Source organism: Pantoea folii (genome assembly GCF_056678875.1).
In genome coordinates, this window is the sequence record NZ_JBWXON010000003.1 from 157,212 (window position 1) to 179,924 (window position 22,713).

The following is a 22,713-nucleotide window of genomic DNA, read 5'->3' on the forward strand; positions in this document are numbered from 1 at the left end:
CGTTGCTCGCCCCTTTCGGAGCCGCCCTTTGGGCGTACAAGTCGCTTTCGCAACTTGTGAGCGCACTGCCCGGCGCCAAAAGCGCAAGTGAGCTAGCCTGAAGCGATATCTCAGGCCAGTAGAGTACTTAGTCCCACCAGACGTCAAAGAGTTCAGTTACCTGAACATCTGACAGCTCGCGTTTCTCCAGCCATTTGCGCACCAGCTCACGGTGCTCATCGGTGCACTTACCGGTTTCCTGCAGGCAAACCAAACCTTCCCACACCAGATAACCGCTGCCGTCATACGCCAGGCCATTGGGATCGATCACTTCAGTAATAAACTGATCCAGCGTGGCATCAATTTGCTCCTCGGTGGTGCCTTCGGCAAAACGCCAGGCCACAGAGAAACCTAACTCCTGAAACTCATCGATATGCAGTTTTTTACGTAAACGACGGCTACGCTGTGCGGCCATTATTTAATCCTCTCAAACATCAGATCCCAAACGCCATGGCCCAGTCGCTGCCCGCGCTGCTCAAATTTCGTTAACGGACGCGTTTCCGGACGCGGCACGTAATCGTTAGCTTCTGACAGGTTTTTATACCCATCCACGCTGTTCATGATTTCCAGCATATGTGTCGCGTAATCTTCCCAGTCAGTGGCCATATGGAACACGCCGCCCAGTTTCAGCTTACGCATCACCAGCTCGGCAAAAGGTACCTGCACAATGCGACGTTTATTGTGGCGCGCTTTATGCCATGGATCCGGGAAGAACAGCTGAACCATGCGCAGTGAGTTATCCGGAATCATCTGCTGCAACACTTCTACTGCGTCGTGACACATCACACGCAGGTTTTCCACGCCTGCCTCTTTGGCAGAAGCCAGACAGGCTCCCACGCCCGGCGCATGCACTTCAAGACCGAGGAAGTTCTGGTGAGGATTATTTTGCGCCATGGTCACCAGTGAGGCGCCCATGCCAAAACCGATTTCCAGCACCACTGGCGCTTCACGGCCAAACAGTGCTGCCAAATCCAGCGGCTCCTGCTGGAACTCGACGCCCATCTCCGGCCAGTAATTATCGAGCGCGAGCTGCTGTCCTTTCGTTAAGCGCCCCTGGCGGCGCACAAAACTGCGGATACGGCGTAATGGCCGCCCGTTCTCATCAAATTCCGGGGTGATGACGTCATTAATCATGTTGAAGCCTGCTGGTTAGCCTTTTCTGGGAAACGGGCATTATGCAAAGTTAGATAGCAGAAGCAAGCCTTTGCAATCTTCCGGTTTACACCCCGATGTCTCTGTGCTGGAATTCCTGCCTGATTGTAGAGCAAACACGGAATATTTCCTCAAATGATGCAAGCGCCGCAGTTCGCGCAACAGGTGCTGGAGTGGTATCAGCGCTTCGGCCGCAAAACCCTGCCGTGGCAGCAGGAGAAGACACCTTATAAAGTGTGGCTCTCCGAAGTGATGCTGCAGCAGACGCAAGTTGCCACCGTTATCCCTTACTTTGAACGCTTTATGGCGCGCTTCCCGACGATTGCCGATCTGGCCGCTGCACCGCTGGACGAAGTACTGCATCTTTGGACCGGCCTCGGCTATTACGCCCGTGCGCGTAACCTGCATAAAGCGGCGAAGCAGGTGGTCGATAAGCATGGCGGTGAGTTCCCGCGCAATTTCGATGACGTGGCCGCACTGCCCGGCGTCGGACGCTCCACCGCGGGTGCGGTGCTGTCCTTATCGCTCGGCCTGCATTTCCCCATTCTGGATGGCAACGTCAAGCGCGTGCTGGCCCGGTGTTATGCGGTCGGTGGTTGGCCGGGCAAAAAAGACGTTGAGAAACGTTTATGGCAGATTAGCGAAGAAGTGACACCTGCCGAAGGCGTAAGCCAGTTTAATCAGGCGATGATGGATCTCGGCGCGTTAGTGTGTACTCGCTCACGTCCTAAGTGTGAGATTTGCCCGGTCAGCAACAGTTGCGTCGCGTATGCCAACAATAGTTGGGCCGAATATCCGGGTAAGAAACCCAAAGTGACGATTCCAGAGCGCACCGGCTGGTTCCTGATGATTCAGCACGGCGACGACGTGTTCCTGGAGCAACGTCCGCCGGTGGGATTATGGGGCGGTTTGTTCTGCTTCCCACAGTTCACCAGTGAGCAAGCGCTAACTGACTGGCTGGCCGAACGTGGCATTCACGCCAAACCACAGCAGCTGACGGCTTTTCGTCATACCTTCAGCCATTTCCACTTAGACATTGTGCCTATGTGGCTGGCGTGGCCTTCTGCCGGGTCGCTGATGGATGAAGCGAGCGGTCTCTGGTATAACTTAGCGCAACCACCGTCAGTGGGTTTGGCAGCGCCCGTAGAGCGTTTGCTGCACGAATTGCGCCATCCCCAGCAACTGGCACTGCACACGCGCGTGATCCAAGAGGAAGAGTAATGAGCCGCACCATTTTTTGTACGTTTCTGCAACGCGACGCTGAAGGGCAGGATTTCCAGCTCTATCCAGGCGAGATCGGTAAGCGCATCTACAATGAGATTTCCAAAGAAGCCTGGCAGCAGTGGATGTCCAAGCAGACCATGTTGATCAACGAGAAAAAGCTCAACATGATGAACCCGGAAGATCGCAAAGTGCTGGAAAAGGAGATGATCAATTTCCTGTTTGAAGGCAAAGATGTGCACATCGAAGGTTTCACCCCGCCAGAAAAATAATCGTTCAGGGCCTCCCCTTGAGGCCCTCTTTTTGAATCAGGCACGCATTTACAATGAATAAAAAACTGATAGCGCTGTTAGTGATTGCTCCACTTTTGGTTTCCTGCTCCGGACAAAAAAAATCGCAGTATCACGAAGAGTGGGTTAAGGACACCAACGGTTTCGACATCCTGATGGGGCAGTTCGCCGCCAACATTGAAAATATTTGGGGTATCAATGAGGTTCTGATCGCTGGACCGAAGGATTACGTCAAATATAGCGACAGCTATTACACCCGCAGTCACATCAACTTCGACAGCGGTAGCATCACCATTGAGACCATTGCCGGTACCGATCCGATGGCCAGCCTGCGCCAGGCGATCATCACCACGCTGTTGATTGGTGACGATCCGGGTAATGTCGATCTCTACTCCGATGCCAATGATATTCAGATCAGTAAAGAGCCGCTGCTTTACGGCCAGGTGCTGGATAACACCGGTCAGCCGATTCGCTGGCAGGGACGCGCGGCCAATTTCGCCGATTATCTGATTCAGAACAAACTACAAAAACGCACTTCTGGCCTGCATGTCATCTGGTCGGTAACCATTCCGATGGTGCCAAATCACCTCGACAAACGTGCGCACAAATATCTGCCGCTGGTGCGTAAAGCCGCTGAAGAGTACGGCGTAGATGCATCCCTGATTCTGGCGATTATGCAGACGGAATCGAGCTTCAACCCCTATGCGGTCAGCAACTCCGATGCGCTGGGCTTGATGCAGGTGGTTCAGCACACCGCTGGCGTGGACGTGTTCCGCATGAAGGGCAAATGGGGTAAACCGAGCCGCAGCTATCTGCTCGATCCGGCCAATAACATTGATGCGGGAACGGCCTATCTGTCGCTGTTGCAGAAGAGTTATTTAGGCGGAATTCAGGATCCAGTGTCACGCCGCTACGCGGTAATTACCGCCTACAACGGCGGCGCGGGTAGCGTACTGCGCGTGTTCTCCAGCGATAAAGATCGTGCCTTCGCCAAGATTAACGATATGTCGCCTAATGATGTGTATCAAACGCTGACCACTAGCCACCCATCGGGCGAATCACGTCGCTATCTGTACAAGGTGAATCAGGCACAGCGTAGTTATCATCGGTATTAATCATCAACTGATGAGTTAATGCATTAGTTATTTTAGGGGCAGACAGAGAGAAAAATATTGACTCTGACTGCCTCTTTTTTAATTACCCTTGCAGATATAAACCTCGCCGATAAATTTCGCCTGACCTCACAAAAATAAGAAATCGATATGGTGAAACTTCGCCCATCGCAACGTGTTGTTTTTACAACCACACGCAAGACCTGTCGATCATTTATATTCTATGTTAGTTAGTTTTCTTCCCATCTTACATTCCCGCCCTGATTGACCCTTTTTTCAATAAGGTGCAATGATTATTTCACGTCTCCACAGATAAATTAACAACGTCCCACATCGCTCTATAAATAATTTCTGGCATTGATTTAAATAATTAAAATATCGATGAAGATCACACTTCATCGCGGAAAATAACATCGTATCGGGCATATCAACATTATTTCATCAACACGGATGCTTGCATCCCGTGGGATATCCAATGTCATGCCTGAATTGCTAAGAGGAAATGTATGAGCCATTCACCCGCAAAACAGGATTCGTTAGGCGACGGCCTTTCAGATCGACAGGTTGGTATGATCTCCATTGCTGGCATTATTGGTGCCGGGTTATTTGTCGGCTCCGCGAATGCCATCGCCACGGCGGGCCCGGCCGTTTTGCTCTCCTACGCGATGACCGGTGTGCTGGTACTGCTGGTGATGCGCATGCTGGGAGAAATGGCCGTGCTGCAACCTGATTCGGGATCCTTTTCCACCTACGCGGCGAAAGCCATTGGTCCATGGGCCGGTTTCACTATCGGCTGGTTATACTGGTGGTTTTGGGTGTTACTGATTCCGGTTGAGGCGATTGCCGGTGCCGATATTCTGCATGCTTATTTCCCTTCCATTGCCTCGTGGCAATTTACTACTGCGATTATCCTGTTGCTCACTGTCACTAACCTTTTTAGCGTTAAAAACTTTGGCGCCTTTGAGTTCTGGTTCGCCATCATCAAAGTGGTAGCGATTATTGAATTTATTGGCATCGGCATTGTGGCGATTTCCGGATACTGGCCGCTGGCAAATGTCAGTGGTGTGGCTCATTTATATAACAGTATTGGCTTTATGCCGCACGGTTTTGGCGCAGTATTAACCGGTATTTTACTGACCATTTTTTCATTCTTTGGCGCGGAGGTGGTCACCATTGCCGCCGTGGAATCTAAAGACCCTGGTAAAAAAATCAGCCGTGCGATTAATCTGGTGGTTTACCGCATCGCATTATTTTATTTGCTGTCTATTTTCCTCGTGGTGTCGCTGGTGGCATGGAATGATCCGCAACTGTTAGCCCAGGGAACATTCCAGTATGTGTTGTCCACCCTGAACTTCCCCGGTGCCAAACTGGTGGTGGATTTGGTGGTGCTGATTGCTGTGTGCAGCTGCATGAACTCCGGGTTATATACCGCTTCACGCATGCTCTATTCTCTGGGTAAACGCGGTAATGCCCCGGCCTCTTGTTCCACGGTATCCAACGGCGGCGTGCCACGTGTGGCGGTATTGGGTTCCACGCTGGCGGGCTTTGTCGCCTGTATTGCCAACTACGCTTTTCCGGGCGAGGTGTTTGCCTTTCTGATCTCCACCACTGGTGCGATCGCGTTAATTGTCTATCTGGTGATTGCCGTTTCACAGCTAAGAATGCGTACGGCGATGGAAAAACAGGGCATCACGCCTGATTTTAAAATGTGGTTGTTCCCGTGGCTGACCTGGCTGAGCATTTTGATGATTGTCAGTGTGCTGGGCTATATGTTCTATCTGCCACAGTATCGCTACGAGAGTCTGATGACGCTGATGGTGACGTTTATGGTGCTGTGCGTCGGTGTTTACATTACCGGTAAACGCCGCAAACAGGCAGCATATCCGGCAGGAAGACTGGCTAAAGAGAAAATTCAGGTGGTTCGCCACTGATAAGGTGCTGACGGCGTGCGGTGATTACACCGCACGCCGTCAGGCAGGTTAGCGCACCATCATATTCGCCACTAAGTGTTTACGTCCGCTGTCATCTTCCTCGGTGTAAACCCCTTGCAGCTCCGGTGAGAAGCCCGGCAACAAGTTGATGCCCTCTTCCAGCGCGAGGAAGTAACGCTGCACCGCGCCACCCCACACTTCGCCTGGCACCACGCACAGCACGCCTGGTGGATAAGGCAATGCGCCTTCGGCAGCAATGCGCCCTTCAGCTTGCGCAATTGCCACCAGTTCCACCTCACCCCGGATGTAAGCCTGATGCGCATCCTGTGGATTCACTTCGACTTTCGGGAAGCAGGATTCGCGGAACATCGCTTTCTGCAGATCTTTCACATCGTAGCTGACGTAGAGATCGTGCATCTCCTGACACAGGCGGCGCAGCGTGTAGCCTTTATAGCGCTCCATGTTTTTGCGATAAACGCTCGGCAGCACTTCAGCCAGCAGCGCATCCTCTTTCACATGGTGTTCAAACTGCTCCAGCATCGCCACCAGATGCGCCATCTTCTCCGGATTCTCCGCTGGCGTCAGCAGGAACAGGATGGAGTTGAGATCGCACTTCTCCGGCACAATGCCGTTCTCGCGCAGGTAGTTCGCCAGAATAGTCGCCGGAATACCGAAGCTGGTGTATTCACCGCTGGCGGCATCAATGCCTGGCGTGGTCAGCAGAAGCTTGCAGGGATCGACCAGATACTGCTCGCTGGCGTAACCCTCAAAGCCGTGCCATTTCTCGCCTGGCGCCAGGCTGAAGTAAGCCGGATCGGCGGCGATAACCTCGGTTTCCGCCGACTGCCACAGCTTGCCGTGCACTTTCTCCGGCAGGAACGGCTGAATCATCTCGCAGCGTTCCAGAATCGCTTTACGTGCATCAATGCCGATGGTGACGCATTCGTGCCACATGCTGCGTCCGGCTTCACCTTTGTGCATGCGCGCATTGATATCCAGCGCGGCAAACAGCGGATAGAACGGGCTGGTTGAGGCGTGCAGCATAAAGGCGTTGTTGAGACGCTTATGTGGACAGAAGCGCTTCTGGCCACGGATGTGGTTGTCTTTCTTGTGAATCTGCGAGGTCTGCGAGAAGCCCGCCAGCTGTTTGTGCACCGACTGAGTGACGAAAATACCGGGATCATTCTCGTTCAGCTCCAGCGTCAGCGGCGAGCAGCCTTCCATTAAGGGGATAAATTGCTCGTAGCCCAGCCACGCAGAATCAAACAGGATGTAGTCGCACAGATGGCCGATGCGATCCACCACCTGACGCGCGTTGTAGACGGTGCCATCGTAGGTGCCAAGTTGGATGATCGCCAGACGGAACGGACGCTGATCTTTGGCGCGATGTGGCGCGACTTTCTGCACCTGTTCGCGCAGGTAAGCTTCATCAAAGCAGTGCGCATCAATGCCGCCGATAAAGCCGAACGGATTACGTGCCGCTTCCAGATACACCGGCGTAGCGCCCGCCTGAATCAGCGCACCGTGATGGTTGGATTTATGGTTGTTGCGGTCAAACAGCACCAGATCGCCGCGCGTCAGCATGGCGTTGGTCACCACTTTGTTGGCGCTGGAGGTGCCGTTCAGCACGAAATAGGTTTTATCGGCGTTAAACACTTTCGCTGCGTACTTCTGTGCATGCTTGGCCGAACCTTCATGGATCAGCAGGTCGCCCAACTTGACGTCTGCGTTGCACATGTCGGAACGAAACACGTTCTCGCCATAGAATTCATAAAACTGACGCCCGGCCGGATGCTTACGGAAAAACGCCCCGCCCTGATGGCCCGGACAGGCAAAGGTGCTGTTCTGCATATCAACATAGCGCGTCAGGGTATCGAAGAACGGCGGCAGCAGGTCAGACTCATACGCCTGCGCGGCTTCTTCCAGCGCTTCCCACTCTTCCGGTGCACCGTTGATTTCCCCGGTCACGCCCGGCAGCTTCAGCACTTCTTCATCGAACGCGTTGGCGACAAACACCGGCAGATTAAAACCGGTCTGGCGCAACAGCGTTAACACGCCACTGCGTGTATCCGCCAATGAGACGACCACCGCCGCCACATCGGTAAAATCAGTATTGTCGAGCGTCACCACATCACGCGCGGTGTTCAGGCTTAGGCTTGGCGCTACCGCAACGCTGGCAGCGATTTTCAATGGATTCATAACACAAATCCCCGTAATGAAGGATGAGTGGGTGCCAGTGGCACAGCAATGAGGAAAATTCCCCGGCGAATAACGTCTTCGGGCGGATCAACCGCCGCAACCGATAGACATCAGTAAAGTCAGATCGCGTCTGTCTTTAGTCATGTCCAACAGCATAGCGCGTTAAGCTGGCCTCACCGCATGGTGAGGGAGAATTGCGAACAACAGATGACGGAGGGCCGATTATCGTAAAGCGAACGGAGACAAGTGCAAAAGCGCATTGTACCGAGCATGGCGGCGTCCTCAGGGTGGATGGAATCAGTGGAAAACTGCGGCGCAATGATGGCATCTTTTTTTTACTGGAACAACCCGTTGCAACGAGATTGATACGCATAAGCAACATTCAGCAACAATCTGATTAATAAGTGAATATCAAATCATCGAGTGATAAAAACGCTTAAATATCTTTATGTTATGCGAATTTATGCAAGGTGTGTCCGCCTTCATGTTGCTCCCTGTTTCCAGAGGAGTAATATGGCCCGCACTTTCCTCGATCAGCCGGAGGCTGCATGTTTAAGGCATTAGTCATTGAAAATGATGAGCAGGGATACCGCACTTCCCTGCAGGATCTGTCAGAACAACAGTTGCCCGATCAGGATGTCTCCCTCGAAGTTAGCTACTCCACCCTCAACTACAAAGACGCGCTCGCCATCTGCAATAAAGGGCCGATTGTGCGTCAGTTCCCGATGGTGCCGGGTATCGATTTTGTCGGTCGGGTGATCAGCAGCCGCCATCCAGAGTGGCAGCAGGACGATGTGGCACTGCTCACCGGTTGGGGTGTGGGTGAAAAGCATTGGGGCGGACTGGCGCAGAAGGCCAGCGTTTCTGGTGACTGGCTGGTGAAAGTGCCTGCGGCTTTAAGCCCGTTGCAGACCATGGCGATTGGCACCGCCGGCTTCACCGCGATGCTGTGCGTTCTGGCTCTGGAAAAACAGGGCATCACGCCGCAACAGGGTCCGGTGCTGGTGACGGGTGCCAGCGGCGGCGTCGGCAGTTTCAGCGTCAGTTTGCTGGCCCGTTTAGGCTATGACGTGGTGGCCTCCAGCGGACGCGCCAGCGACAGCGATTACCTGATCAACACCCTCGGCGCCTCATCGATTATCGATCGCACTGAACTGAGCGCACCCGGCAAACCCCTGGCGAAAGAGCGTTGGGCCGCAGCGATTGATAGCGTCGGCAGCCATACGCTGGCCAACGTGCTGGCGGGCATCAAGCGCGATGGTGTGGTGGCAGCCTGCGGCATGGCGCAAGGTCTGGATCTCCCCACCAGCGTGGCACCGTTTATCCTGCGCGGCGTGGTGTTAGCCGGAGTGGATAGCGTGATGTGCGCTAAGCCGTTGCGTGAGCAAGCGTGGCAGCGACTGGCAGAATTAGTGGATGGCACATTGCTGGAGCAGTTAACCAAAGTGATTCCGCTAAGTGAAGCGCGTGAAGGTGCCGAGGCATTGCTGGCGGGCGAAGTTCGTGGCCGTCTGATTGTAGATTGCCGGTAACGTTTTGGGCGCAATGAATTGCGCCGCTACGGGATTGGCGCTGCGCATTCAGGTGCCTTTGTTCTTGTAGCGTGCGCATTGATGCGCACCAGGCAATGTTTCTATGCTCGCAGCTGGATCTGCGGCCTGCCCTGCTCTTGCGGCATCACCACGTGCAGTTCCGCCTGATACCAGCGCGTCAGCGTAGTTTCCGTCATCACTTCTTGCGGTGAACCCTGCGCCACCAGCTTGCCCTGATGCAACAGCAGAATGCGATCGGACCACAGCGACGCCAGATTGAGATCGTGCAGCACGGTACAGACGCTAAAGCGGCCGTTACGCGTCAGTTTATGCAGCAATCGCAAACTGTACTGCTGCCAATACAGATCGAGTGCCGACGTCGGCTCATCGAGAAACAGCCAGCCACGCGGGCCATCGTCGTGCCATAACTGTGCCAGCACTCGCGCCAGCTGCACACGCTGCTGTTCCCCGCCAGAAAGCGAACGATAATCGCGTTTCGCCAGTTCAAGACTGCCGGTAATCTGCATCACTTCCTCGATCACCGCTTTGGATTTGCTGGCAGGCCAGGGCGCACGGCCCATCGCCACCACCTCTTCAGCAGGCAGCGGAAAAGTCACGCTGTTTTGCTGGCGCATCACCGCACGACGTTGCGCCAGCGGTTCACGCGGCCAATCGTTTAACGGGCGATCGCCGAGCCAGCACTCCCCCGCTTCAGGCGCCAGAAACCCAGTTAACAGGCGCAACAGCGTGGACTTGCCTGCGCCGTTGGGGCCGATTAAGGAAATCATCTCACCAGGCTGCAAGGTAATAGAGACATCATCAATCAGCGCACGCGTGCCATGACTAAAGCGCAGGCCGCGAGCCTGCATTGAATCACTCATTCATCCCCCTTTTCTGACGCAGAATCAGCCAGAGAAACCATGGTCCACCGATCAGGCTGGTGATCAATCCCACCGGCATTTCCGCCGGGATCACCACCGTGCGCGCCAGCGTATCCGCCAGCAATAGCAAGATGGCTCCCGCCAGCGCCGAACCCGGCAGCATCCAGCGATGATCGCTACCAACACAGAAACGCATCACGTGCGGCACCACTAGTCCGACAAAACCGATAATCCCGCTCACCGACACCGCCGTGCCCACCAGCAGCGCACTCAGCACCAGTAACTCACGCTGGGTGCGCTTCACATCAATCCCCATGTAATGCGCGTCTTCCTCACCGAGTTGCAGCAGATTAAGACGGCGCGCACGGGTCTGGATGGCAATCAACGCAGGAAGAATCAGTACAGCACACACCGCCAGACTCGGCCATTGTGCCGCGCTCAAACTGCCCATGCCCCACAGTGCCAGCTGGCGTAACTGCTGGTCATTACTGAGCCAGGAGAGCACACCCACCGCCGCACCGCACAAAGCGTTGATGGCGATACCGATCAGCAACAAACGTGACAGATTCCCCAGCGCCAGCCGGCTGAAACTAAAGATCAGCAGCGTGACGACCAGGCTACCGATAAACGCAGCAATCGATGGCAGCCACAGCGCCAGCAACGGCGGCAAACTGAGCGGCACCACAATCGAAACCGCTACTGCTAGCCCCGCTCCACTGCTGATCCCAAGCAAACCCGGGTCGGCCAGCGGATTGCGGAACAGGCCCTGCATCACCGCGCCAGAGACTGCCAATGCCATACCGAGCAACACCGCCAGTAACACGCGCGGCAGGCGGATGTTCAGCCAGATTTGCCACGCCATATCGCTGAGCGGCGCATGGAACAGCGTGCGCATCGACAGCGGCATGGCACCAAAATTGGCAGCCATCAGCATGCAAACCACCATGCTGATGCCCATCAATAACAGCCAGCGCATCACGGCGGTGTTAGTCATGTTTTACCGCTTCGGCGGCCTTACGCAGTTTCACGATGGTCTCCGGCGTATCAAGACCAAAGCCCAACATGGCCATCTCATCGACCACCAGCAAGGCGTGATGCTGGCCTGCAGGTGTTAACGCCAGCCCGGGCAGCGACCAGATTTTCTCTTCGCCGCCCAGCGTGCGCAGGCCATCTTCACCCACCACCACCAAATCCGGCGCGGCAGCAACCACACCTTCCTGTGACAGCTGCTGATAATGCGGGATTGCCGCCATGGCGTTGACCAGACCGGCACTGCGGATTGCGGCGTCAGCGCCGGTTTGGTTACCTGCCGCCTGAGTGCGCATGCCACCGTGTGCCATCACAAACAGCACCTTCACCGGCAATGGCTGCTGGGGAATCTGCGCACGCTGCTTGTTCACTTTCTCGATCAGCGCCTTCGCTTCGGCATCACGATGCAGCGCTTTGCCGATGGTGGCGATCTTTTCCGGGATGGCGTCGAGGCTGGTTTTGCCGGTGACATCCACCACTTTCACGCCAGCGCTCTCGACCTGCTGCAACACCAGCGACGGTTTCGCCAGCTCGCTGGTCAGCACCAGCGTAGGCTTCATCGCCAGAATGCCCTCGGCATTGAGCTGGCGCATATAGCCGATGTCCGGCAATTTGTTGGCCTGCGCCGGATGCTGGCTGGTGCTGTCGCGCGCTACCAGATTGGCCTGCGCATCCAGCGCATAAATGATTTGTGTCACATCACCGCCGATCGAGATCACCCGATCAGCGGCAAATGCCGGCAGTGCCAGCGCGCCCAGCAATAACAGCGTCAGACGTTTCATGCTGTCGCTCCCAATGCAGTGACCTGCTCACGCCAGCGCGCCTGCTCTGGTGTCCCTTCACTACGCTGACCATAGAGCTGTGCGATCTGCGTGCCATCGGCAGCAAAGAGTTCGAGGCTGGTGACAAAGCCATCGCCACTCGGTTTGCGCGTCACCCAGCTCTCGGCAATGTGGTCCGCCATCAGGTGCAGCGTGAAGGTTGGGTTGAAGATGTTGACCCAGTTGTCCATCGGCATCAGCTTCTCCACCGCACCGGTGAAGATTTGCGTGCAGCCACGGTTGCCAATAAAGATCATGATTTCGTTGCCATCCTGCTGCGCCTGCGCCAGCAGTTGAGCCAGTGAATCGTTGCTGACCTGGCGTGCCAGATCGTCCGGCACTGCGTGAAACGCCTGCTGGCGTGAAATATTGTGGCGCTTCAGTAAGCCAAAGAACTGATGCACATCGGTGATGGCGCGCCATTCGGCTTCCACTTTATCGGCATCAATGGCGCGGCTGTGTTCTGGTGCTGCGGCAGGTTGTGGATCGAGTGCCGCAGCGGCTTCGATCGTGAACTCAGCGATCAGCGCATCCCATGCCGCCATCTCGGTATTGTCGGTGGTGTAGATTTTCAGTACCGCATCCGCGTGGCGATCAAAAATCTGAATACTTTGACGTTCGCCGCGCGCTGTCTGCTCACGCAGGAAGAAGGCGCTGTGCCACTGTGCCGGGAACAGACGCTGATCGAGCGCACGTGGGTTAAGGATCAGCCCGGCATGTTCGCCGAGGTGCAGGTTTTCATATTTGCCCACCTGCTCATGCACCGCATATTCGTTGCGGGTAATGCTTTTGGTTTCGCCAACGGCTTCCAGTGCCTTCAGCAACGCCGGGAAATCTGCTTTTAAAGCTTGCGCATCCTGGCCGACGCGCGCTTCACACAGCTGCGCTTCGCCAATGCCCATCAGAGCGGCCAGATCGCGGGCATACTTCTTCGGATGTTCGCCCTTTAGCGCCAGGTAGTGATCGTAACGTGGGTTCATTACTCTTGCTCCATGAAAAGGCCCTGCGCGAACGCAGGGCGAAAAAATGATTAGAAGTCGACGTTCACACCGAGCTGGAAGGTGCGGCCTGGCTGAGTTGCCAGTGCGATATCGTTGCGATCCTGTGCGGTATCGCTGGTCATTTCGCGGCTGCTCAGGTAATCCCAATATTTACGATCTGTCAGGTTATACACGCCACCGCTCAGCTTGACGTTCTTCGCCACCTGCCAATAAGCCGTCAGATCGACCATACCGTAACCCGGCACGCGCTCATAATCGGTGGTGGAATCGGTCAGTGCAGAACCGGTATTGGTGTAGCTCTGGCGGTTGGTCGCCGTGGCTTTTTTGCCCTTCACGAAAGTAGCCGTCACAGCAGCACCGTACTCGTCCTGCGGCGCATCCCAACCCAGGCCCAGCACCGCTTTCATTGGCGGTACGCTCTCCAGATCGACATAACGGTCACCGAGGTAGCTCGACTTCGATTTACCTTCGTTGTAGCTAAAGGCGAAGCGTGCGCTCAGGCCCTGCACATCTTGATACCAGGTGCCGAAATTCACCTTCCCACTCAACTCAGCACCATAGATATAGGCTTTATCGCGATTCTCTGACTGATAAGTAGTGTAAATGTTGCTCGGAACGTTGGTGAATTTCTCCGGGCTACCGGCACGGGTGTACCGGTTATAGGCAATGAAGTTTTTATAAGCGTTGTAGTAAACCGCTGTGTTCATCACCACGCCTTCGGTCGGCTGTCCTTTCAGACCCCATTCGAAGTTGTTGCTGGTTTCGGTTTTCAAATCCGGGTTACCAATCAGCGCATATTGCTGACTACCCGCATAGCTGGAACCGAGGTTCCATGAACCATACAGCTGGCTGGCGTTCGGGAATTGTGCGCCGCGCTTGTATTGCAGATAGGTCATCAGTGTTGGCGTGAGCTCATACTGGAATGCCAGTGATGGCAGAACCTGCGTATCGCTATTGCCTGAGCCATAAAGCGTTTCAACTTCTGATTCGGTTAGAACGGTGCTGCCGCTGGTCAGGCTGCTGAGGTTATCAGGCTTGGTATTTTGGTAAGCCACACGTACGCCCGGCACCACCGCAAAGTTGTGGCCATCCAGGTCGAAGTTGATCTTATCCTGCACAAAGCCGCCCAGCGTGTAGCTGCGGCTGTCTGCTTCAGGCTGCATGATCACACTGTAGGTGCTTGGCGTCGGTGACTGGCGGAATGGACGTTCGGTTTTTTCCAGACGTCCATTCAAACCCGCAGTCAGCTCATGGCGACCCAGCGTTTTAGCCAGGTTGGTTTCAAAGCCGTAGCTGTCAGTGTTGTAGTCCGAGTAAACCGTTTCATAGGCTGACGCACTCGAAGGCATATAGGTGTTGTCATGCGCTTCGGTGTGCTGCCAGTAGACACGCGTGCTCAGGCTGTCGATGAAGTCGTTGTAAGGCGTGTACTCGTCCGCCAGGCTCAGGCCGAAGCGACGGGTATCGCTCTGCTGCTGTGCGGTGCCGTATAAGGTATTGCCTGAAGTATCCCAGCTGTCGTAATGGGTGTGATTGGTTTTATGGTAGAAATCGGCGGTACCGGTGATTTTGTGCGCGTCATTCGGCTCCCACACCACGCTGCCCAGCAGTGCGTCAGAGTGCCAGTTGGCAGGATAGGCGCCACGGCTCGCATCATTGTTTTGCGTTTCCTGGCCATCGCGACGGCTGTAAACAAAGATACCGCGCAGTTCCTGATCGCCTGCTGCGGCAGTGATGCCGTTGTGCCAGCTGCGGTTGGAGGAATCGAAGTCGCTCTGGTAGCCAAAGTAGGTGGTCTTACCCGGATGTAAATAGTCGTCTGGGGTCTTGTTACGGAACGAGACGGCACCACCAATGGCGGTGTTGGCCTGAGAGACTGAAGTCGCACCTTTATCAATATCCACGCGACCAAACATGTATGGGTCGATGTAATCGCGGCCAATACCGAAAGTATCTAAACCGGCACGGCTGACGTAGCTGCGTCCGGTGGCATCCGGCAGAGAAACGCCGTCAACGTTGATATCGACGCGGTTGCTTTCCAGACCACGGATGTTGTAGCCGGTGTAGCCCGCGCGATCGAAGCCACTTTTACCTGCTGAAGAGCCCCCGCTCGCTCCGGTTGCCGTCACGCCCGGTTCGTAACGCATGATGGTGCCGAAATCATTGCCACCATCACGCTGCATATCGGCGGCGGTAATGGTGCTTTTGCTACCGGCTTGTTTCTCCAGCTTCGGTGCAGTTACCGTCATAACCGACTCTGTAGTGGTGGATTTGTCAGCAGATAAAGCAAGTGTCGTGTTGTCGCTGGCTGCATAGCTGCAAGCGGCGTGAATAGCGGAAGACAAAATCGCAACTTTAAACAGACGTTGCTGGGTCATTCCCTGAAAGAGTGAAGACATGCGCGAAATACCTGGTTAATTGTTAGTATTCGCTCACTGGATTGCCGCCAAAAAAACGCGATATGCGTTAATAAACCGTAAAATGTGTGGACTTATTTTATGTAATAAATAATTTCGTCAGGAATGTAATGCAATTGGTAATCATTATCAATAAACTTTACACTAAGATGTATCTTAGACCGCACATTTTGTTAACTTGTTTATAATCAATAATTAAGAAGAGGCGCCTGATGTCGCAAAAACCGGCTGTGACGATTTACTACTGCACTCAATGCAACTGGCTGCTGCGTTCGGCGTGGATGGCGCAGGAACTGCTGCACACTTTTGCCGAAGATTTAGGCGCGGTGACGCTGAAGCCTGGCACGGGTGGCGTGTTTGAAATCTCGATTGATGGCACGGTGATTTGGGAGCGTAAACAGGAAGGCGGATTCCCGGATGCGGCCGCGCTGAAACAGCGCGTGCGTGATTTCTGCTGGCCGGATCGCGAGTTAGGGCACGTGGATAAGAAGAAGCCGGGTTAATCTTCGAGCGGAGCGATGCGCATGCCCTTAAGTCGCATCGAACATGACAGAATCGCCAGACATAGTGCCCGACTGCTCAACCCTCAGCCTCCTGCTCCAGCGGCCACAGCAGGCGATCCTGCGCGGTGCTTAGCGTGACGATGGCAGGATGATAAATGGCAAACGGTTCGGCCAGCGGGCACGCCAGATATTTGCCGTGCTGACTCGGCACGAACTCAGAGCGCGGTAGAAAAGCCGCGCCCTCAAAGCCCTGCTCCATCATCTCCAGCACCAGACGCGGTTCTGACACTTTGATGCTGATATTGATGTGGCTTAAGTTGCTAAACAGGGTGTTACGCAGCACTTCATAAGTGCCTTCACCACCAATGCGATGCAGCAAAATTAACGGAATCCCGTTGAGATCGGTAAATTTGAGGGTTTTTCCCGCCAGAATCGCGCTGTAATGCGTGGAAACCACGGCGATAGTATCAATCGGTTCCAGTTCACGCACAAACCACGCCTGGCGATCGTGTGGCACTTGCATCAGTGCAATATCGACACGCTGATCGACCAGCATCGCTTCCAGATGGCTGGAATCGGATACCACCACGTTGATATCCCACTCGGGACGGTTCTGATAATAACCCATCAGGATCGGGGTGAAATAACGCAGATACAGGTAGGAAATACCGATGGTGACGCGGCGCTGTTTGTGGGTAGCAATGGTGACCGTCTGCCGCTTTAAACTGTTCACCTGGCTGAGAATATCGCAGGCGCGGCGATAGAGAAAACTACCCGCTTCGGTTAACACCATGGCACGTGGCGTGCGCGTAAAAAGCGGTGAGCCAATCTCCTGTTCTAACTCTTGCAGACGTTTTCCCAACGGCGGTTGTGCGATGTTCAATAGCTTCGCGGCTTTACTGATCGAGCCCTGTTCCGCTATCGTGCAAAAATAATGCAATCGTTTCAGATCCATAATCCCTCCGCGCCCTGTTCGCGCTACTTTACCATGGCCGAAATCGATCCAACCGCGCTGAGCGCAAGCTTAGTGGATATAGATACTCCATAGGTGGCTGATCGGCATCACCAGCACCAGCGCCGGTAACATATTCGCCACTGGGAAGGATTTGATCCCGGCGATACGAAAGCCCGCCGCCAGCATCACAAACCCACCGGCTGCGGTGAAATCACTCATCATCGGTGCCGTGGTGTGCGGCATAATCAGTACCGCCGCCGAGGCCAGCACCAGTTGCACGATCAACTGTGGAATGGCAATCACCGCCACCGCATAACCGAGCAGCGTGGCAAATATCGCCGCCGTGAAGATATCCATGATGGATTTCACCAGCAGGATATTGGCATCGTGGGTCATGCCTTCGGTCATGGCACCAATAATGCCGGTGCCGCTGGCGCAGAACAGCACCATGATCGCCACATACTTTTCAGTGAACGCTTCACCACTCAATCCACCTTCTGCTGGCTGGCTTTGAAAACGGCTCACCAGCCCTTTCGCCAGATTTCCCAGTCGACCTATCTTCTGCTCCAGATAGGCATATTCACCCAGCGCCGCACCGAGGATCAGCGCCAGAATTACCGCCGGCAAACTGTGGATCTTGCCGATCAAAACAATGCCGAGGCCCATCGACGACAGGCCGAACGTCATGGGCAACGCGGTGCGCAGCCTCTCTGGCACTCTGGTGCCAAGAAAGGCGCCCACCAGCCCGCCAATCAGCACCGCGCTGCCGTTGACAAAGGGTCCCACTACCATAATTTACTCCTTACTTATCGTTATGTTTTTCACCCCAGCGTTTGAGGTTGCCCACATCGAGATCGAACAGATCGAGGGCACGCGCCACGCTGTGATGGACCATCTCATCCACGGACTGCGGCTGCTGATAAAAAGCCGGAACCGGAGGATAAATAATCCCTCCCATCTCCGTAACAGACTGCATATTGCGGATGTGCGCCAGATTGAGCGGCGTTTCTCGTACCATCAGCACCAGCCGGCGACGCTCTTTCAGGATCACATCCGCTGCTCGCGTCAGCAGATTGCTGGTCAGCCCATGGGCAATCGATGCCAGCGAGTTCATTGAGCAGGGCGCCACCAGCATGCCGAGGGTTTTAAACGATCCGCTGGAAATCGACGCGCCGAGATTGCTGATGCTGTGCACCTCATCGGCCAGATCCACCACATCCTGCCGTTGCCATTGGGTTTCCATCGAACGCGTCACTTCTGCGCCTTTGGTCACCACCAGATGCACTTCCACATCCTGATCGCGCAGCAACTGCAGCGCCTTCATGCCGTACTGAAAACCCGACGCGCCGCTAATGCCGACGATAATGCGCCTTCTGCTCACTGCTACCTCACTTACTCAAAATCAGGAAGAAAACGTTTCACATCCACCTCTTTGAACTTCGAGCGTTCAAAGTGCGCCTTCATGTGCCACGGCACGGTGCAATCAAAGATGGTTTTGCAGGTCACGCCCTGTTGGCTAATGCTGGCGCTGTATTCCGGCACCTGTGAAGGATCGAGCGGATGGCAGCGCACACCGGGAATGGTGAGATGATCGACATCGCCCTGATAGCGGGTTTGCATCGCCCACAAAATGTCGTCGGTGTCGAACACATCGACATCGTCATCCACCAGGATCACGTGTTTGAGTTCGGAGAAGGCGGCGAAGGCGATCAGTGCCGCCTGGCGCTGGCGTCCTTCATCCACTGCGGAGGCTTTTTTGAACTGGATGACGGCCAGTAATTTTCCGCCGCCAGAGGTGTGCGCATTGACGTTCAACACGCGCCCCGGCATCGCACGATCCAGCATATCCAGAATGCTGGCTTCCGTCGGAATGCCTGCCATGCTGACGTGTTCGCCACTCGGGCCCAGGGTGGTTTGCAGAATCGGGTGTTTACGATGGGTGACGGCTTTCACCTTGATCACCGGCAGCGCATCCTTGGCTTCGCCGGTGTATCCCGGAAACTCGGGCATCGCTTTACCCGTATTGGTGTTCTGATCTTCACGCACACGCACGTTCGGCAGCAGTTCGCCTTCAATCACGATTTCAGCATGGGCGATGGCTTTTTCATTGATGCTCACGCACGGCGTTAACTGCACCGGATAGCCGCGCAGCGCACCGGCAATGCTGAGTTCGTTGTAGCCCAGCGGGGTGGTCGGTGGTTCAAAGCAGGCGGCGATCTCAATCGCCGGATCGACACCAATACTGATCGAGATCGGCAGCGGCTGTCCGGCCTTTTCGGCTTTTTCACGGAAGGCGTCGATGTGACGACCCGGCGTCAGCCACATCGAAAGCTCATCACGGCTCTGAATGCACAGGCGATGGATAGTGATATCCGATTCGTGGGTTTCCGGATCCGAGGCGTAGCACATGCCCATGGTGAAATAGGGACCAGCATCTTCTTCAGTGTTGGTAGGTGCAGGCAACAGCGTGCGCAGATCGAAAGCCGGATCTTCCGCATAGTGCACCACTTCCTGGCACAGCGGTTTGGTGCGGGTCACCACCGGAGCAATCGCGTGGTGGACGGAATCTTTCAGCAGGAAGCCTAGCTTTTCAGGCGGGCAGTTGAGCAGATGGCCGACGCGCTCACGAGTCGACATCAAACCGGTGACCACGCGCACATCAGGGAAGCCTTTGACCTTATTGAACATCATCGCCGGACCTTTGCGGGTTGGACGTTCACAGGTGCCACCTGCGCCGACATAGCGATAAACACCAGACAGTTCGGCGTGTGGATCGACTTCAGTATCGGTGCTGACAAACTCGCCTTTCAGGCTGGTGAGTAGCGCGATGGCCGAGCGCAGATCGTGCACGGCTGGGGTTTTATTTTCAGACATACTTCTCTCCATAAACGCGTTAACTGCGATGGAGAAAAAGTAACGCCAAATAAAAAAGTTAAAAACTACCGTTTATATTCACAGGCTAAACCTTTTTGGTATGCCTGTAATAAAGGATGTTGGGATGTTTTTATTTTATGAATTTCGTAGCAGAAAGGTTAATACCACAGGCAATAAAAAAGGCGCGATTGTACGCGCCTTTAACCTGTTAACTGTTCGAAATTTTTTCCGTCGCTTCGTTCAGTGCATTAATCACAATTTCGAGCGACTCAGGCGAAATATCTTCCTGGGATAAGCGATGATTCAGCGTGTGACGAATATGATGAATCGCCTGCTCAACTTCCGGAATGCTGCGATTATTCACCAGAATCGCCAGCGAAGTCAGTCGCTCAATAATATTGGCAATATTCTCGCCGTTCTCGGCTAATAATGCGCGACCACCTTCATTGAGTGCGTAGGCTTTACGCGATGCATGTGCATCTACCACGCGGATCGCATCCATCTCTTCGAGCAAAGTGAGGTTAGGATAGATGATGCCAGGGCTGGGGGAGTATTCCCCTTTGGACAGCTCTTCCACTGACTTGATCAGCTCATAGCCATGCGCAGAACCGTTGGCGAGGAAATGCATCATCAACAGGCGGATATCACTGGCATCCAGCATCCTTTCCCGGCGCTTTTTACGCGCACCTGCACAGATTGCACGTTGTGCATTATCGGACTGCCATGGAAAATCCCGCTGCTGTTTCATTGCCTTCCCTGAGGTCAATTAAGGGAGGTTGATAGTAGTCTGCCGCCTGGCAAAATTCAACACAGGCGGCAGCGGGCGCGGCGAAGTCAGTTATTTCTGATGCCAGTAAGCCACCGCGCGCACGAAGTCGGTGTGGGCACCACGGCGTTGCGTGAAGTAGTCGCTCAGCAGTTTCACCGCTTCACCTTCACCGGTCAGCCAGATGAAATACTCTTCTGTGGGCAGTGAGATCTGATCCAGCTTTGCAATCAGCGGGCCGAGGTTGTCTACCTGCATGCTGCCACTGCCGAGCCAGGTCACCTGCACATTTGGCAGATCGCCGAGGTAATCACGCCCGGTGGTTTCATCGGCGTAGGCCAGCAGATGGATCTGCTGCGCCTGCATCTCAGCGTAGCGACGCTTAAAGGCTGGCAGACCGGTCTCATCGCACACGTAAATCTGGCAGGCATAATCCACGGGCACCACACAGGAGCCACGCGGGCCGCCCATGGCGATTTGATCACCTGGCTTTGCCTCATTCGCCCAGCTGCTGGCCACGCCGCCATCGTGAATATAGAAATCGAGCGTCAGGGAATCCGTACCGTTAAACGCCAGCGGCGTGTAGTCACGCGCAGCCGGACGTACGCCACCAGGCCAGACGATCCCTTCTTCGGTCATTTTCGGCAAGGCCAAAGCACTGCCAGCGTTGTCCGGGAAGAACACTTTGATGTGATCGTCGAACGATGGCGAATTGAAGCCCGCCAGATCGCTGCCGGTAAACTCGATGCGCCAGAATTCACCGGCGATTAAGGTTTTGCTCGCCACGGTGATATGACGGAAGCGTAATTCGTTACGTACGCGCTTCGGTGCGCGATCGTTGGTGTTTTTTTGCAAGAGTTCTCTCCAGGCAGATGCATCATGCTGACGTCCCTGCCAATCGGTGTATTTAAAGGATTGCCAGTGCTTCGGCGGCCATTTCCGCGACCTGTGAGTCGTTAGCGCCGTGCGCCCCGCTCACGCCAACCGCGCCAATCACTTCGCCGTTGAGCCATAAAGGAATACCGCCTTCCAGCGGGGTGACGCCGGGCGTGGCCAGAAAACTCGGGCTGCCAGCGTTGATGAAGGTCTCAAATTCTTTTGACGGTGCACGCAGCAGTGCTGCCGTGCGCGCTTTGCCCAGCGCCACCGTCGGGCTGATGCCAATCGCCTTGTCGCTACGATCCAGGCTCACTAACTCGCCCGCACGATCCACCACGGCCACACTGATATGCCAGCCGAATTCTGCTGCGGCCTCAAATGCGGCGTTAATCACCACGCGCGCAGCTGCCAAAGAGATGGTGTGACAAGGGCTTGCCAGCGCACTGCCGGCCGATGCTGATTGTTTATCCATAATTTTGTCCCGTACCGGACGTCAGAAGTCCGCGCATGAATCAAACGTTATCGAAAATCATTCTCATCTGACGTCAGGAAGAATAGCTATGATATATCTTCGATGCAATGCCGAAAAATGCTATTGGGAAAAGTTGCAGAATTTTCGGTGTGGCCTGGGTAGGTATTAACGCCGACGGGGGTTTCAGGAGAGCACCGCAGCGACCACTCCCGCACAGGGAATTGAGTTGGACTCGCGAACAACAGCAAGCAACGATCGCGCCGCAACAAACGTGCGGCGTGTCATCGATATTAACGGAGTAAAGCGCGGTAAAACGGAGGTGAAATCAGGCCTGATGGTTACTGCAGTTGACGAAGCTATTGTCATCCTGGCTGTGCTGCGGCAGCGGGTTATCACCCACAATTTCATGCTGCTGGCAGTGAGTCTGGTGAGGATGCAAGCCCCCCGGCGGAGAGAAAGGTTCAGCCATCTGTGCACTTGCCAGCGAGGAAAACGCCACAAGCGCTGTCATGAGGAACAACGGTAAAAGTCGCATAATTTTTTCTTTTTCACTTTAGCGGTCCAGAGCGGACCAGGAATGCAGGTGATTATCCAGCCTGATGTGTGGCGGCTGGTGTTTTACGCGGCCAATCAGGTTTC

The 22,713-nt window shown here is 54.8% G+C and carries 22 protein-coding genes; 6 read left to right on the forward strand and 16 right to left on the reverse strand.

Features of this window, described 5'->3' with window-relative positions; translation table 11 throughout:
* Positions 1 to 127: 127 nt before the first annotated feature.
* Together AC1MDE_RS05715 and trmB are read right to left on the reverse strand one after the other, a co-directional pair.
* Positions 128 to 454 carry a YggL family protein gene (locus tag AC1MDE_RS05715; RefSeq protein ID WP_479402421.1) on the reverse strand — a complete coding sequence of 109 codons (327 nt, stop codon included), beginning with the start codon at positions 452 to 454 and terminating at the stop codon, positions 128 to 130.
* A complete protein-coding gene (gene trmB, locus AC1MDE_RS05720; protein ID WP_058959332.1) occupies positions 454 to 1,173 on the reverse strand; it encodes a tRNA (guanosine(46)-N7)-methyltransferase TrmB in 720 nt (239 codons plus the stop codon). Before trmB ends, AC1MDE_RS05715 begins: the two co-directional genes overlap by 1 nt.
* A 153-nt stretch (positions 1,174 to 1,326) precedes the next feature.
* Between trmB and mutY the strand changes: the two genes are divergently transcribed.
* The 4 genes from mutY to AC1MDE_RS05740 all read left to right on the forward strand — a co-directional run bounded on the left by mutY (position 1,327) and on the right by AC1MDE_RS05740 (position 5,745).
* Positions 1,327 to 2,412, forward strand: a complete 1,086-nt coding sequence (mutY, locus tag AC1MDE_RS05725; RefSeq protein ID WP_479399519.1) for an A/G-specific adenine glycosylase — start codon at positions 1,327 to 1,329, stop codon at positions 2,410 to 2,412.
* Positions 2,412 to 2,684, forward strand: a complete 273-nt coding sequence (locus tag AC1MDE_RS05730; protein ID WP_034823278.1) for an oxidative damage protection protein — start codon at positions 2,412 to 2,414, stop codon at positions 2,682 to 2,684. The genes mutY and AC1MDE_RS05730 overlap by 1 nt, the downstream gene beginning before the upstream one ends.
* A gap of 53 nt (positions 2,685 to 2,737) precedes the next feature.
* Complete coding sequence (gene mltC / locus AC1MDE_RS05735; RefSeq protein WP_058959330.1) at positions 2,738 to 3,817, forward strand: membrane-bound lytic murein transglycosylase MltC; 1,080 nt, start codon at positions 2,738 to 2,740, stop codon at positions 3,815 to 3,817.
* Positions 3,818 to 4,320: 503 nt separating this feature from the next.
* Positions 4,321 to 5,745 carry an amino acid permease gene (locus AC1MDE_RS05740; protein WP_480344375.1) on the forward strand — a complete coding sequence of 475 codons (1,425 nt, stop codon included), beginning with the start codon at positions 4,321 to 4,323 and terminating at the stop codon, positions 5,743 to 5,745.
* A 48-nt stretch (positions 5,746 to 5,793) separates the two neighbouring features.
* On the opposite strand, the gene AC1MDE_RS05745 is transcribed toward AC1MDE_RS05740, so the two are convergent.
* The gene (locus tag AC1MDE_RS05745) at positions 5,794 to 7,944 is read right to left on the reverse strand and encodes an ornithine decarboxylase (protein WP_479401562.1); all 2,151 of its coding nucleotides are present in this window, start codon (positions 7,942 to 7,944) and stop codon (positions 5,794 to 5,796) included.
* A 548-nt stretch (positions 7,945 to 8,492) separates the two neighbouring features.
* Here AC1MDE_RS05745 and acuI point away from each other — a divergent pair.
* A complete protein-coding gene (acuI, locus tag AC1MDE_RS05750) occupies positions 8,493 to 9,476 on the forward strand; it encodes an acrylyl-CoA reductase (NADPH) (protein WP_480344376.1) in 984 nt (327 codons plus the stop codon).
* Between the two features lie 101 nt (positions 9,477 to 9,577).
* Here acuI and AC1MDE_RS05755 read toward each other — a convergent pair whose 3' ends face one another.
* From AC1MDE_RS05755 to AC1MDE_RS05775, 5 genes are read right to left on the reverse strand one after another with little or no spacing between them, the layout of a single operon-like run.
* The gene (locus AC1MDE_RS05755; RefSeq protein WP_058959326.1) at positions 9,578 to 10,357 is read right to left on the reverse strand and encodes a heme ABC transporter ATP-binding protein; all 780 of its coding nucleotides are present in this window, start codon (positions 10,355 to 10,357) and stop codon (positions 9,578 to 9,580) included.
* On the reverse strand, positions 10,350 to 11,351 hold the full coding sequence (locus AC1MDE_RS05760; RefSeq protein WP_097118069.1) for a FecCD family ABC transporter permease: 1,002 nt from the start codon (positions 11,349 to 11,351) through the stop codon (positions 10,350 to 10,352). The genes AC1MDE_RS05755 and AC1MDE_RS05760 overlap by 8 nt, the downstream gene beginning before the upstream one ends.
* Positions 11,344 to 12,168 (reverse strand): heme/hemin ABC transporter substrate-binding protein, encoded by an 825-nt coding sequence (locus AC1MDE_RS05765; RefSeq protein WP_479402419.1) that lies wholly within the window; start codon positions 12,166 to 12,168, stop codon positions 11,344 to 11,346. Before AC1MDE_RS05765 ends, AC1MDE_RS05760 begins: the two co-directional genes overlap by 8 nt.
* Positions 12,165 to 13,187: a hemin-degrading factor gene (locus tag AC1MDE_RS05770; protein ID WP_479402417.1), complete on the reverse strand. Its 1,023-nt coding sequence runs from the start codon at positions 13,185 to 13,187 to the stop codon at positions 12,165 to 12,167. Before AC1MDE_RS05770 ends, AC1MDE_RS05765 begins: the two co-directional genes overlap by 4 nt.
* A 50-nt stretch (positions 13,188 to 13,237) precedes the next feature.
* Entirely contained in the window at positions 13,238 to 15,607 is a 2,370-nt protein-coding gene (locus AC1MDE_RS05775) for a TonB-dependent hemoglobin/transferrin/lactoferrin family receptor (RefSeq protein ID WP_479399527.1), read from the reverse strand.
* Positions 15,608 to 15,837: 230 nt separating this feature from the next.
* Here AC1MDE_RS05775 and AC1MDE_RS05780 point away from each other — a divergent pair, with 230 nt between their 5' ends.
* A complete protein-coding gene (locus AC1MDE_RS05780; RefSeq protein ID WP_058959322.1) occupies positions 15,838 to 16,128 on the forward strand; it encodes an Rdx family protein in 291 nt (96 codons plus the stop codon).
* A gap of 76 nt (positions 16,129 to 16,204) precedes the next feature.
* Here the strand turns inward: AC1MDE_RS05780 and AC1MDE_RS05785 are convergent, their stop codons facing one another.
* The 8 genes from AC1MDE_RS05785 to AC1MDE_RS05820 all read right to left on the reverse strand — a co-directional run bounded on the left by AC1MDE_RS05785 (position 16,205) and on the right by AC1MDE_RS05820 (position 22,609).
* Entirely contained in the window at positions 16,205 to 17,083 is an 879-nt protein-coding gene (locus AC1MDE_RS05785; protein WP_479399529.1) for a LysR family transcriptional regulator, read from the reverse strand.
* A gap of 69 nt (positions 17,084 to 17,152) precedes the next feature.
* On the reverse strand, positions 17,153 to 17,875 hold the full coding sequence (locus tag AC1MDE_RS05790) for a DUF554 domain-containing protein (RefSeq protein WP_058959320.1): 723 nt from the start codon (positions 17,873 to 17,875) through the stop codon (positions 17,153 to 17,155).
* Positions 17,876 to 17,885: 10 nt separating this feature from the next.
* Positions 17,886 to 18,464, reverse strand: a complete 579-nt coding sequence (locus AC1MDE_RS05795) for a UbiX family flavin prenyltransferase (protein ID WP_072226488.1) — start codon at positions 18,462 to 18,464, stop codon at positions 17,886 to 17,888.
* 11 nt (positions 18,465 to 18,475) lie between these two features.
* The gene (locus tag AC1MDE_RS05800) at positions 18,476 to 19,957 is read right to left on the reverse strand and encodes a UbiD family decarboxylase (protein ID WP_153012256.1); all 1,482 of its coding nucleotides are present in this window, start codon (positions 19,955 to 19,957) and stop codon (positions 18,476 to 18,478) included.
* 208 nt (positions 19,958 to 20,165) lie between these two features.
* Positions 20,166 to 20,705, reverse strand: coding sequence for a PadR family transcriptional regulator (locus AC1MDE_RS05805; protein ID WP_058959317.1), 540 nt, complete (start codon positions 20,703 to 20,705; stop codon positions 20,166 to 20,168).
* A gap of 90 nt (positions 20,706 to 20,795) precedes the next feature.
* A complete protein-coding gene (locus AC1MDE_RS05810; protein ID WP_058959316.1) occupies positions 20,796 to 21,578 on the reverse strand; it encodes a siderophore-interacting protein in 783 nt (260 codons plus the stop codon).
* Positions 21,579 to 21,630: 52 nt separating this feature from the next.
* On the reverse strand, positions 21,631 to 22,074 hold the full coding sequence (locus AC1MDE_RS05815; RefSeq protein WP_479414342.1) for a GlcG/HbpS family heme-binding protein: 444 nt from the start codon (positions 22,072 to 22,074) through the stop codon (positions 21,631 to 21,633).
* Between the two features lie 325 nt (positions 22,075 to 22,399).
* The gene (locus AC1MDE_RS05820) at positions 22,400 to 22,609 is read right to left on the reverse strand and encodes a hypothetical protein (protein WP_034823294.1); all 210 of its coding nucleotides are present in this window, start codon (positions 22,607 to 22,609) and stop codon (positions 22,400 to 22,402) included.
* Positions 22,610 to 22,713: the final 104 nt, after the last annotated feature.